The organism is Paenibacillus sp. RC21 (genome assembly GCF_044907935.1).
GTDB lineage: Bacteria > Bacillota > Bacilli > Paenibacillales > Paenibacillaceae > Paenibacillus > Paenibacillus terrae_A.
Map to the genome: position 1 here is coordinate 25,599 of NZ_JBIYCS010000004.1, position 13,570 is coordinate 39,168.

The window sequence follows — 13,570 nt, forward strand, 5'->3', positions numbered from 1 at the left end:
AATTTTCTCCCTACTATACATGTAAAATAAATTTATCTTGTTTCTTATAAAAAACATAAAAGCCAACGATAAAAGTAATAAATCCGAACAAGAAACAGATCATATTTTCATAGATACTCGGAAAAGTTTGATACATTACAATCTGCCTAAAAAAATCAACCATATAGTATAACGGATTTATATAAAAAATAAACTGATAATTCTCAGGAAGTACAGATGCAGGATAAAATAATGGAGTGAAGTACATCCAAGCCGTCAGCAAAACTTCGTATAAATAACTAATATCTCTGAAAAACACTGTATAGGCAGACAACAATAAACCTACTCCTGTCGCGAATAAGAAAACGTAAAATATAGCTAATGGAACCAATAGAAGCACAGGAGTTATTTTCACACCTACAAATAGCATAACAACCAATAAAGCTATTAACGAGAATCCTGAATTGGCCAATGTTGATAGACATTTAGCAAGAGGGAAAATATATTTAGGAATATATACTTTTTTTATTAGGGATGCGTTTCCTACAATTGAATTCATAGACATGCTCGTGCATTGTGAATACATATCCCATATAATTCTACCTGTAAAAACATATACCGGAAAATACGGAACATCACTTTTGAACAAGTTAGAGAAAACCATCGTAAGAACAAACATCATCAATAGAGGATGAAGCACGCTCCAAACAATACCCAAAACAGATTTCCGATATCTTAGCTTAATATCATTAACAACTAATTCACGTAGAAGAAATCTATATTTCGAAAAATTTTGCCAATAAGTTTTCATTAAAAGCCCTCTCATCATACAAACTCATTATTAAATGCTTCGCTTCTGTAATAATCAAAAGTTTCTTTCAATGCCTCTTCTAAAGAGTATTTAGGCTTCCAGCTAAGATGCAAAATAGCCGAACTATTATCAAGACAGCTATGGATAATATCCCCTACTCTATTTTCTTGATAGGTCAATTCTACTTTTTTAGAATTAAACTCGGACATAATCCTCACAAGTTCATTCAAACTAATTGTAGTATTTGTACTCACATTAAATACCCCATTAATCTCGCTATCAATAGCTGCGATATTAGCATTAACAACATCTTGGACGTAAATAAAATCTCTTGTCTGCTCTCCATTACCATAAATAATAAGAGATTCGTTTTTTAACATCTTGTTTATGAAAATAGAGACTACTCCTCCTTCTCCAACATGATCTTGTTTAGGTCCAAAAACGTTAGAATACCTTAAAATAGTATATTTAAGTCCATAAAGAGCAGCATAAGTTTTGATATACTGTTCAGGTACAAACTTGGATATACCATAAAAAGAGATAGGGTCAATAGTATGATTCTCAGCAATAGGTAAGTTTTGAGGAACACCGTAAACCGCCGCAGAAGAAGCATATATAATCTTTTTAACACCATGCTTCTTGCAATTTTCCAGTATGTTAACTGTTCCTTTAATATTAGTCTCTTCATCCAGCAAAGGGTCTTCAATCGATCTATTCACATTTACTTGAGCCGCAAAATGTAATACTTGATCAGGCTTAATCTGATTGAATAAGTTATTCAGTTGGTCAGATTTAATATCAGCTTCAAAAAAAACAGCTCTTTCATCTAAATTGCTTAGGTGACCAGTAGATAAATTGTCAATCACAAAAACATTATGGCCTAAATTTAGCAATTGTTCAGCAACAGTTGACCCTATAAATCCTGCCCCACCAGTTATTAGTATCTTCATATCAATCACTCCATAACAAAATTGTACTTTATGCGCTCATTATTACTCAAAAAGGACTCACAGAAAAAATACCCAACTCCCTAATTTTATCCGTCCCATATGTGTCGCCAATCTGTTTGTAATAAGTAAATTTAGAGTTCTGAGTAATGTAATCGATCTCCATTTGAGGATTATCGCCAGATTCCCAGATAATAAATGAAGTGATCAACTTATCAAGATTCTTGATAATAAGTTCTCTTTTGTCTTCGAAAAAATGATAAAAAACAGTTAAAAATATCGCAACATCGTAAGTTTCACTCGTTTCATACTCTTCAATTTTATCTTGAAGTAACGTAATATTTGTATGTGTAAGCTCCGTTAATAATTTTGCTAAATCATAGTGTTGTTTATCAGGTTCCAAAGCAGTAACTTTTGCTCCTTCTCTACTAAAAAATTGTGAATAATATCCTAGGTTTGAACCAATATCTAAGATCTTATAATTACTAAACCTCTTCGAATTGAAAAATTCAAGTATATGGTCTAATCTTGATTTATACGAATTATCACGATAAGCAGGCCTATCATAAAAATACGGATTACAAATAGGTGTATAAAACTCGCTTCTTACCTGATCATTAATTAATTCAAGACATTCCAAAGCTTTTTCTTTATTTATCCAATTTATAAATTCTTGGACGCTAACTTTTGCTGGAATCAACCTCATTCCAGAACAGTAAAGAAACATTGCGCGATGGTGACCATCGATTATATTAAAATAACCGCTAGGATTCCATCTGACCTCTATTGGATTATCAGTAAAAAAATCAATTCCTTTATTTAGCTCCTTGCTCATGCATTGAAATTCTCTATGACGTCTATCTATTACAGCTATTGAAGATTCCGCAATTAGCCCTCTTGAAGAAAATAAGTTTTCAAACCATTTAATATAGGCATCAGGGCTCTTTTCAAGGCCTTTAAAAAAATTCATCAGGTCCCGATGAGGTTTTAATCTAACCAAATTAATATTTTCCCAAACTGTGTTTTGATGCTTCCAGTCCGCCGTTATTTGATCCACTTTGGAATATGCCGTAATTTTGTCTTCTGTGAAAAGTAGCTCAACTGGAATGAACGCAACAACATGTTGATCTTCTGCAAGTCTAATGAAGGAATGATCTATGATACTCCCGTCCCCGTCTAAATAGCTTGAAATTTGATTTTCAAACCTTTTCGCTTTACACTTCCAGTTAACAATTTCATTTTGCTTCAACAAGTCATCTTTGAGGCTCCTATCCGATGCAATTCTAGACACTAAGTCTGCGTTAATACGTTCCAATTCTAAAATCTTCTCATATTTTTTTTCGCTATCAAGAGCATATCTATTTCTCTCATCGACTATCTTGTTTAATTGTGGAATTTTTTTTGCTATTTTCTTTAACATAAAGTTAACCCCATCTCCAAGCAGAGCTTTATTTTTCAATACAATCATTAAGCATAATATCCTCGTTATTTGAACAGATCTACCTTTAATAAAGTTTAGTATAGATGGGACACAAATGTCCCCAAGTTCTATCATTATCTACACTGTCTAGGAGCATAGCTATGTAGAAGCAAATTTTTATGCTAAAATATTGACGTATCTACAAGAAAAGGAGATTGTAAACCTTGTCGAATCCAGTATACGGGAAACAGGCCAAAACGTCGACCCGTGACGATAAAAGGCCGGCTATATTTTGGGTGTTAATTGTTGGCATCATTCTGTTTTTAGCTTGGGCCCCCTTCCAGGCTGCACTTTTTAATGGGCAAATGCTCGATTTTGAGAAGCCTTTGTATTGGGCTTTGATCATCAGCACGATTCTATTGATTTTAGGAATCATAACCTATTATAAGAAATTCAAGCTGGAAGAGCAAAGGGATTGGCTGGCTGTATTGGTACTGCTGCTTCCCCTGACTTATGTCCTTTCGCTAACTTCCGCTGCTTCTCATTATCTCGCGATGAATATGGTAGTAGTGCAGTGTATCTATGCCGCTCTGTTTATCATCTCAATTTATCTACTTCAGGATCGGTTAGGCAATAAGATTATTCACAATGTGATTATGACCGTTGCTTATGTCATTGTCGGCTTTGGCTTTATCAACTGGTTCGGACAGTGGGTACTTGCCGGCAAGCTGGTGGGCTGGCTTAGCCAATATGTTTATAATGACCGCTATACCAATGCAGTCATGACAGATACAAATGGGCTCCGGCTGACATCAGTGTTTCAATATGCGAATACATATGCCGCCTTTCTAATGGCTTTCCTATTCGCAGCCGTTTTTTGTCTGATGAAATCAAAATCATGGTATGGCAAAGCTACTCATGGCTTCATGTTGGTACCAATTCTGGTCTCGCTATTCCTGACCCTGTCACGGGGCGGTCTGGTTATGCTGCCAGTCGTATTCGTGCTGCTCTTGCTTTTCTTTAAACCTGCACGCCAAATTATATGGATTTTGCATTGCGCCATTGCTGGTGTAGCGTCAATATCTATCTTGACTCCGATTACAAATATGGGATTACAACTCAATAAGACCTACAACGGTGGAGAGGCGGCCAAAGCCTGGGGATTGCTTATTGGTGTCTCCCTTGCTGTAGCTGTCGTTCTGTGGCTTGTTGAACGTTATCTGGCACCAAAGCTGGAGAATGCCCTCAAAGGCTGGACCTCCCGGAAGTTATCCAACCTGTGGCTGCCTGTCGGATCAGTTGTAGTAATTGGCTTGCTGGCTTTTCTGTTTATTGGAACTGGCCTGCGCAGCGTACTGCCTGATAACGTCCAGGTCCGGTTAGAAAACATCAACTTCCGCCAGCATAGTGTACTGGAGCGGCTTGTATTCTATCAGGATGCTGCCAAATTGATTAAAGATCACCCTGTCATTGGAACCGGTGGGGGCGGTTGGGCTACTTTGTATGAAAAGTATCAAGATTATCCTTATACTAGCCGTCAGGCCCATAACTTTTTCATGCAGTATTTAGTTGAAGTGGGTATTCTCGGTTTCGTGATTTTCATGTCATTCATCTTATATATTTTCTACAAATATATTCGTAGCTATATTAGACAAAATGATGAAGATCGGGATTCTCACTTTTTGTATCTTATTTTGGCACTCTCGATCTTACTTCATAGCTTGTTGGACTTTAATCTCAGTTACGTGTTCATGGGCATACTGGTATTTATGAGTCTCGGTGGTATGGCCGCTGCTATGGACAGCAAGCCGCTTAAACGCCTATCCATGAGCGCTTCCGGTTTCCGGATCACGTACAGTGGAGTCATTGGTATCCTGAGCATTGTGCTGCTATTTGCAGGTCTTCGCTTCGTGCAATCGGCTAATGCTGCCACATATGGCAAACAGATCATGGCGGTCAGCACATCATATGAGGAAATTCAAAGTGCTATTAATAAAGATCTTGAACTTCGTCCTACACATCCGGATTCGGTTATAAGACTGGCTGCACTGTACAAGAGTGTTTATCAGCAAACGAAAAAAGAGGAATTTTATAATGCTGCAATAGAGGTTCTAAATACGGGCCTGAAAGCAGAACCGTATAATAAATTCATGTTTAGCTCCAAAATTAACCTTTTACAAATAAAGGGTGAGAATGAGCAAGCCCTCAGCATTTTGGAAAATAACATCTCCAACTTTAGATGGGACAATGACTGGTACAATATGTTGATCACTCAAGCTTATTCTCTTGGTGATAAGGCACGTGAGCAAAAGGACACGGCCAAGGAGCAGAAATATTTCCAGGCAGGTCTTGCTGCTTACCAGCAGGTTCTGGATGGGATAGCTCATATTAAGACGGTTCCACCTGAAATTCAATTGACACGTACTTTTGAAGTAACCCCAAGCATTGCGCTCAGTGCTGGCAAAATTGAGTTCATGTCAGGTAAGCCTGCAGAGGCTGCCAACATCCTCAAAAACGGCTTGAAGGACGATCTGAGTGATGCTACGAATCGTGAGGTGGCTCGTTATTATATCGTCGCTCTGCAAAAGCAGGGACAGGATGACAAAGCTTTGTACGATAAGCTGATAAAAGCTGATCCGAAGGAGAAAGAGCAAATTGATCAGTTGAAATCGGAGAAATAGAGCAACACAAAGAGACTGCCATGATATCACATCATTTGGCAGTCTCTTTTTCATACTAAGCAAGAGAGAACATATTGAAGCTACGTCCTATTTTTGTTGATCAATTTCCTCAATAACCCGTCTCATATAAGCCAGCACTTCATCTTTAATTTCGTTATGCTGCAGAGCATAATGAATGGTTGTTTCAATGAACCCCAGCTTTTCTCCAACGTCATGGCGATTTCCATCAAATTCGTAGGCCAGGATCGGATTCTTTTCACCCAGTTTGGACAATGCATCCGTCAATTGAATCTCCCCGCCTACTCCAGCGGATTGCTGCCCAAGGATATCAAAAATATCGGGCGTCAAGATATAGCGTCCCATGATCGCCAGGTTGGAGGTTGCTTCTTCCTTTTTCGGCTTTTCTACCAGACGTTCTGCTTCCGAGATTTTGGTGGTAAGTGCATGACCCTCAACAATCCCGTAACGATGAACCTCGTCCCAATCCACTTGCTTTACACCTACAACAGAGCGCTGATACTCGTCGAAAACGTCGATCATCTGTTTGAGACATGGATTCTCAGACTCAACGATGTCATCACCTAAAAGTACAGCAAAAGGCTCATCCCCTATGAATTTACGTGCACACCATATAGCGTGACCTAAACCTTTGGGCTCCTTTTGACGGATGTAGTGTATGTCTGCCATTTCTGATGGCTTGCGCACCTCATTGAGCAGATTCCATTTTTCCTTGGCGGCCAGATTATGCTCCAGCTCAAATGAGTAATCAAAATGATCCTCAATCGCTCTTTTACCTTTACCTGTTACGATAATAATATCTTCAATTCCAGATGCTACAGCCTCTTCGATAATATATTGAATGGTTGGCTTATCTACAATCGGAAGCATTTCCTTAGGCATCGCTTTGGTAGCAGGTAGAAAACGGGTTCCTAAGCCTGCAGCAGGAATAATCGCTTTACGTATTTTCATGGGTTAATCTCCTTTGTCTTCAATATAACGGATAGATATACTTCTATGATTATAACAGGAAGGTGGATTAATTTAATAGGCTAAAGAAGAAGACATCTTCCCTCAAAGAGAAAATGTCCTCCAATCACTAGCTTGCTATATGAACATATTATGCTTCTGTAATATTTTTAGCTCCAGACAAATATACAGTTATTTACTTGACCAGTTGCCCGCGTGTAACCCCAAGTTGATTCGTCGCTTTAAGCGTCTTCCAGACCTGCGTACCACTGATCTCTCCGCGCAAGGCACGGTTGTAGAGGTCAATCACCTCATGCACCTGCTCCGGTGTCTCCTCCAAAAACTCCACGCGGTAGCGGGACACGCCCAGCTCCATAAAGTTGGACAGATACTCGGCACCTGATTGCTCGATGGCGTTGTATACCGTGTTGCGGCAGCCTTCGTCCACGCGAACGGGGTGAGACATACCAATACGGTCGCGCAGGGATGCGCGATGGTCCTCACATGGACGTCCGCAGTTGGTGTAGTCCGTGCCTTCGCTCATGAAGGTGCAGTATACGCAATGTTCGGTATGGAACATCGGCATATGCTGCTGAATCACGATCTCCAGCTTATCGGTACGCGTGCGTCTGAGCATATCGACCATTTGCTGGATGTTCAGATCATACGACGGCGTAACCAAGTCGCAGCCTGAATCCAGGAACAAATCAGCCGCTTTGTGGTTGGCTACATTCAACGAGAAGTCACCGATCAACTGCGGATGATGTGCATCCGGATTTTCCAACCGATGACGCATGTAGAAATACAGCGCCCCCGGATTGCGTACCAGCACAGCATCTGGCTTTAGGCGCAGGATGTTGTTGTGGTAGCCGTTTTCACCCGGCATGTGAATACGCGGGGTCGCTAGCGCAATTCGGCGCCCTGCAGCGTGTACAGCCTCCACGGCTGCCGGGAATTGCTTGATGAACTCGAAGTCGGCGTAGATGAACTCCACGCCGGCCTCCAGCGCAGCCTCAACCTGCGGGAGGCTGCGGCACAGCGCGGTCAGTTCTGCCTGACCGCGTGCCACTGGCGATGCAGGAACCGATGCATCGCCATACACCTCTACCGCCCGCTTCGTGTACACGGGCGGTTTGGGGCGCTCGCCCGCGAGCAATTCCACCGCCTGACGGCGGATACTGTTCAGCTCGCGCATCGGCACGATGACGTCCCCATGCAGGTGGACGTCCATTTCTTCCAGCTGGAACACTGTTCCGCCCAGTCGGCCGAACTGCTCCTCAAGCAGTTCGCGCGTCATTGGACGCTTCTGGGCGATTTCAAGTTCCAGCTCGGAATCCACACGGACCGTCGTGCCTTTCTGCACATCGGTCCACCAGGTCGACAGCGGCTGCCCTGGAGAGCCGCTGACACGCACATGTACCGGGAAGACCCGGTACGGCTTGTCGGTGTCGTACGTCTGGCGCAGACGCTTGTCCAGCGCCGGGTCGTTGGTCTTCCAAATGCGGTCGCCGACATGTACACGGCGCAAATCCACATCGTTGCGTCCCGCTACGATGTCGATGATCCAGCCTTCTCCGGCTTCGCCCTCGATCTTTACACCCTTGCGGCGGATATCGTATACGCGGCCACCTTCTTCTTTTTGCGTGGGATCTCCCGCATCGAATACAATACCGTCGCCACGCTTCAGCGGCGCATCAATACGGCACACTACGCCGTCACGAAGGATTTGTTCCACCCGGCCCAGATACACGCCCCGGCTTTTCGGGAACGTACCGTCAACCAGCTTTTTGTTATTCGTTCCTTCCAGAAAACCGTGCGTAAAGCCGCGTGAAAAGCTTTGCTGAAGCTCGCGGATATCTTCTTTGCTGGTCTTGGAAGTATCACCTTCGAAATACTTATCAATCGCCTTACGGTACTTGCTGACCACGTTCGCTACATATTCAGGCGTTTTTAGTCGTCCTTCGATTTTAAAAGAAATGACACCTGCACCAATCAACTCCGGCAGCAGATCAATGGCAGCCAAGTCCTTGGGTGACAGCAGATACGTCACATCAGCCATCGGCTTTTGCACGCCATCCACCATCAGATCGTAAGGCAAACGGCATGCCTGTGCACATTCGCCACGGTTCGCAGAACGTCCGCCCCACATTTCAGAAGTCAAGCATTGACCCGAGTAAGATACACATAACGCGCCATGCACGAATACTTCCATCGGAAGTCTCGCTTGCTCTCCTATTTTTTGAATCTGTTTTAAGTTATTTTCACGTCCGAGCACGACCCGCTCAATGTTGTACGGTTTTGTAAACTCTACTGCCTCTGGCGAGGTAATCGTCATCTGGGTAGAGCCATGGATCGGAAAATCCGGCGAAATATCGCGGATCATTTTCACCAAGCCCATATCCTGTGCAAGCAACGCATCCACACCTGCATCCACGCAAGCATCGACCAACTCCTTGGCGTCCTCCAGCTCGTTTTCAAACACCAATATATTGAATGTCAAAAAGCCTTTAACCCCATAGCTATGCAAAAACGCCATAATTTCAGGCAGTTCCTCCATACGGAAATTGTTCGCCCGCGCCCGTGCATTGAACTTTTCTACTCCGAAAAAGATCGCATCGGCTCCATTCGCCACCGCCGCACGCATACAATCCCAGTCACCGGCCGGCGCCAGAAGCTCGACATCTTCTCTTCGTACTGCTAATTTCATCATTGTCCTCCCTATATGCTGAAAACGAATGATCGCCTATTGGCTAATCGTTGTTTTCAGGGCAGCTATGCTGCTTACCTGGTAATCTTATGAGTAATTCATCGACTCATTCCAAAGCTGATCATGCTGAGTCAGGGAAATCAAAGTCTATTAAGAATCACATTTTTAAATCCTATCTGTTTCTATCATCTTGTCCGATCATCCACACTCTGAACCATCGGTTCCTCGCATGAATTACATCCAACTCAAAAAATCCGCACAACAAACATTTGCGGCATAATCATTCTTATCTTGTAACTAATCTAGTGTACCAGACTGCGCCCCAAGCTTCTACACTTTCCAAGCGATTCCTCGCAAAAATATCATACTAAAAACAAAAAAACACCTCCATATCCGTCAAGCAGTGCTTTGGAGGTGAGTCATATAAAACTAGAAAGAAGCGAAGTAAATATCGCTGCTCAGACTACTTCTTAAAAAAAGGAAAAGTAGGTAGGATAGGCAACTTAGTAAAACGTGCAGCTTTTGATCTTTCTGCTTACTTCACTCTTTAAAAAGATTGGCGATCTTATGGCGGGTGCCAGCGGAGCGGGCCATTTGAATCCGGAGAAGCGTCAGCGCTCGCCTGAAAGCTTTCCAAAGGAAGGCTACTTCGTAAGCATACGCTTGCGGGATTTTTACCATTCAATCCCTTATACAATCAAAAAATTCCGGGTCAACAGCGATCGCAGGATCAAATGGCACGCGTAGCGCTCCCCCACCATAACTCGCTAATTCTTTCTCCTACTTCACAAACATAAACGAATTCAGCGTTGAATCCAGTGCATTAGACTGCACGCCCGTATTGTTCGCGTCATTCAGCGTCGTTGTCACGGTATACGTTTTTCCGTCACGCTCCAGAACGATTTGGCGGCCTGTATAGCCAATGCCTTCTTCCACGCGGTGGAATGTAAAGGAAGCTGCCGGAACCCCGGCGAACGTCACGTCCTTAACCTCTTCAACCTTGAGGTTTTTGTAGCTTTTACCCTGCTTATCGTAGAAGTCCTTGAGCTGGGATACCGTTAACTCGAACGATTTGTCATTATCGACTTTGATGGAGAAGCTTCCTCCGGTAAACTGGTACTCCACATCACCCAATTCAAATTGGTCACTGATCGCTGTCCAGTACCGTGGAATATTCACCGTGTACTCATAGGCTTTCGAAGTCTTTTTGACCGTTTTCGTTTTGTCTGCCAGATAGTCGTCCTCTTCCAGTTGTCCGAAGTTGCTCGCTACAGTTTGGAAATCGATTTGAAGCGAGGAAATGAGCGCATTGAACTGATCATTCCCTTTGCTCACTTTTTCCGGCACAGCGTATTCAGCCAGATAGCGGTATCCATTTTGCTGAATCAGCACATTGTATTCCTTAACCCATCCGTCGCCAAAGTTGTATCGATACTCCTGAACCAGCCCCTGAACCCCCGCAACCTCAAGTGGATACGTCTTCTGGGCCTCATAAGCTGTAGAGACAAATGAATCACTCAGCCACTTTTGCAGCTGTTGGCTCCAGTTTTCCAACTTGGCATCAGCCGGAGCTGAGGTCACTTTCAAGCGGAAACTTGATCCATCGTTGCTTTCGTACTGCATCCGCTGATCGTCCATTTTCCAGCCTGCCGGTATGCTAAGCGACACACCATAGTCCGGGTTTCCAGCCTCACGTGTTCCCCCCACAACGGTCGACAGGTCTTTAATGCTTTTATCCTGTGCATTGAAGGAAGTCTTGAAGGAATTTAACAGACCCGCATACTGTGCGAGATCCTTATAATTCGTTGCTTTGGCATCGGAAAAATAAATGACGTACAGTCGCCCGTTGTCATAATACTGACGGTTTTCCCACAGCACGCCGTCTCCATCCTTCGTAATGACACGCGCATAAGGTACCTTCGATTTCGGGAAGGATTTTCGATCTACAACGATTTCTCCCGTCTCCTTGGCGGTTTGCACCAATTGTTGGAGAAGGTCGTCCGCATTCAACGGAACCGGCTGTAAGGCCGTATGCACTTCCAGATAATACGCACTATTCTCGTCCATAAATGTAGAGATGCTCTCATCACCGCCACCCTGACCGATGACCAGTCCTGTCGGATAGTTCATGGACCAATCGTAGTAGCTGTTCCCGATTTGCGTCTTTCCCTCATCATTATCGATGCTTGGCGTCTCTTCCGCTACCTTACCTGCCTCTTCTTGCGCCTCCATCCGAATGACAATTCCCGCACCATTCTTCTCCAGCTTGCCCCCGAGACCTTCTGCTACTTGACGCAACGGAACCATCAGGATACCTGATGACATCTCCGGTGGAGCCGGAAGTGTCACCTTGTGACCTCTCACCCAGGCAGTGCGGCTCCCGATGGTCAGCGATACGACGTGAGCGCCACTACTAATTTTGACCACATTATCTTCAGCCAGCCGAATTTTGCTGTTAAATGCTTTTTTGAACACACCAGCCGGAACCATCAGTGCACCGCTTTTCGAATAGGGTTTGGCAATACTTGCATTCTGACCGTTCACGATGGCTGTGTTGCTGCCGCCTTGCAGACGCAGCTCCAAGATCGTTTTATCGCTGTCCGCCGCAACTGCCGGCAAAGTAGATAGCAGAACGGACAATGCAACGGCGCCAGCTCCCAGCTTATGCATCATTTTTCTTTGAATATGCTTCACAATAATCTCCCTCTAGCTATATTTGATATCATAACGCACCGTTTTCAATTACTTTCCTGTAACGGCCGCCTGTTGGACTGACTCAGATGCTTCCTTGGAAGGCGCTACATTGCCATCACCAGCCGACTCATCCGAGTCCGCAGAATCCTCTCCGCCCTGAATAGATTCATAGATTTCGCCATTATCCTGTGACAGTACCAGCTTGCGTTTTACAATATCGCCGTCCGTCTGCATAAGCAAGCTCACCGTCTGCCCAGGCTGATAGCTTTTAAGCAACTCGTTGACGTCGATAGCGGAAGCCACACGCTTGCCGTTTATGCTATACAGCTCGTCGCCTTCCTTGATTTTGGCCTGAAGAGCACTAGCCGAAGTAATTTTTGTGACTTTCAAAGGGTCCTCCGTAGGCAGCCCCACGATCGCCGACCAGCTCTCTTCCAATCCTAGACCAAGACTGGCACGCCGAACCTCACCATACTTGAAAAATTGAGCAATCACATATTTCACTGTATCCGAAGGAATCGAAAAGCCCATATTTTCAATACCAACAGCCGAAAATTTCATTGTATTGATCCCGATTACCTCACCCTTGAGGTTTACAAGCGGACCGCCACTGTTACCAGGATTGATCGCAGTATCGCTTTGGATAAGTCGATAGGCAGCGTTGACGCCACGGTTCAATCCGCTGACGACACCCGAAGTTGCCGAATTACGCAGGGAAAAAGAGATAGGCGTTCCGATAGCCACTACCTGCTCTCCCACCTGGAGATTGTTCGGCGAGCCTGCTAGGGTAGCAGGTTTGAGGCCGCTTGCTTTGATCTTAACCAACGCCAGGTCACTGACCGGATCGCTGTAGCTATCTGTAATCCCGTAGGATTTACCGTCCGATGTCACGACCACAGCATCATTTAATCCTTCAATGACGTGCGCATTCGTGACAATCCATCCATCTGTCCGAATGATGACCCCTGTGCCGTGAGCAAGGTTGTACCGATCTCCGCCTGCCACGGCTTGTCCCGTTGCTGAGCGGCCGATGATGCCTACCACAGAGGGAGATACGTTTTTAACCACCTGCGGCACACGATCAGCCGATAACGTATATGTACCATTTGCGCTGTTATACGCGCCGCTGGTTCCTAATGCTTTATTCATATCGCCTACATTGACATAGACTCCGCCGTTAATGACCTTTGCCTTCAAAGCGGTTCCGCTGCTGGCTGCACCTGCTGTTCCAGATACACACAAAGCGCTGCCCAAAGCCAGTATGACCGCCCTTTTCCCCATCTTACGCATATGTTCACCTTTTCCTCTCTAACATGACCCTGTTCTATCAGCTAGTCCAAATCTACCATAGAGGAGACACGCATA

General features: G+C 44.3%; 9 protein-coding genes. 2 read left to right on the forward strand and 7 right to left on the reverse strand.

Annotation, left to right across the window (positions count from 1 at the left end):
- Positions 1 to 13: 13 nt before the first annotated feature.
- Genes ABIA61_RS13730 through ABIA61_RS13740 form a run of 3 tightly spaced genes read right to left on the reverse strand, consistent with a single transcriptional unit; the run spans position 14 to position 3,205 of the window.
- The gene (locus ABIA61_RS13730) at positions 14 to 790 is read right to left on the reverse strand and encodes an ABC transporter permease (protein WP_404580874.1); all 777 of its coding nucleotides are present in this window, start codon (positions 788 to 790) and stop codon (positions 14 to 16) included.
- 14 nt (positions 791 to 804) lie between these two features.
- Complete coding sequence (locus ABIA61_RS13735) at positions 805 to 1,740, reverse strand: NAD-dependent epimerase/dehydratase family protein (protein WP_404580875.1); 936 nt, start codon at positions 1,738 to 1,740, stop codon at positions 805 to 807.
- Positions 1,741 to 1,786: 46 nt separating this feature from the next.
- Positions 1,787 to 3,205 carry a class I SAM-dependent methyltransferase gene (locus tag ABIA61_RS13740; RefSeq protein WP_404519484.1) on the reverse strand — a complete coding sequence of 473 codons (1,419 nt, stop codon included), beginning with the start codon at positions 3,203 to 3,205 and terminating at the stop codon, positions 1,787 to 1,789.
- A gap of 176 nt (positions 3,206 to 3,381) precedes the next feature.
- Here ABIA61_RS13740 and ABIA61_RS13745 point away from each other — a divergent pair, with 176 nt between their 5' ends.
- Positions 3,382 to 5,838, forward strand: coding sequence for an O-antigen ligase family protein (locus tag ABIA61_RS13745; RefSeq protein ID WP_404580876.1), 2,457 nt, complete (start codon positions 3,382 to 3,384; stop codon positions 5,836 to 5,838).
- An 87-nt stretch (positions 5,839 to 5,925) separates the two neighbouring features.
- Here ABIA61_RS13745 and galU read toward each other — a convergent pair whose 3' ends face one another.
- Positions 5,926 to 6,807, reverse strand: coding sequence for a UTP--glucose-1-phosphate uridylyltransferase GalU (gene galU, locus ABIA61_RS13750; RefSeq protein WP_404519482.1), 882 nt, complete (start codon positions 6,805 to 6,807; stop codon positions 5,926 to 5,928).
- 193 nt (positions 6,808 to 7,000) lie between these two features.
- Positions 7,001 to 9,511 (reverse strand): U32 family peptidase, encoded by a 2,511-nt coding sequence (locus tag ABIA61_RS13755; protein WP_404580877.1) that lies wholly within the window; start codon positions 9,509 to 9,511, stop codon positions 7,001 to 7,003.
- A gap of 513 nt (positions 9,512 to 10,024) precedes the next feature.
- Between ABIA61_RS13755 and ABIA61_RS13760 the strand changes: the two genes are divergently transcribed.
- Positions 10,025 to 10,258, forward strand: coding sequence for a hypothetical protein (locus tag ABIA61_RS13760; RefSeq protein ID WP_404580879.1), 234 nt, complete (start codon positions 10,025 to 10,027; stop codon positions 10,256 to 10,258).
- A gap of 33 nt (positions 10,259 to 10,291) precedes the next feature.
- On the opposite strand, the gene ABIA61_RS13765 is transcribed toward ABIA61_RS13760, so the two are convergent.
- Together ABIA61_RS13765 and ABIA61_RS13770 are read right to left on the reverse strand one after the other, a co-directional pair.
- Positions 10,292 to 12,205 carry a stalk domain-containing protein gene (locus ABIA61_RS13765; RefSeq protein ID WP_283653498.1) on the reverse strand — a complete coding sequence of 638 codons (1,914 nt, stop codon included), beginning with the start codon at positions 12,203 to 12,205 and terminating at the stop codon, positions 10,292 to 10,294.
- A gap of 48 nt (positions 12,206 to 12,253) precedes the next feature.
- Positions 12,254 to 13,495, reverse strand: coding sequence for a S1C family serine protease (locus ABIA61_RS13770; RefSeq protein ID WP_283653499.1), 1,242 nt, complete (start codon positions 13,493 to 13,495; stop codon positions 12,254 to 12,256).
- Between the last annotated feature and the right edge of the window lie 75 nt (positions 13,496 to 13,570).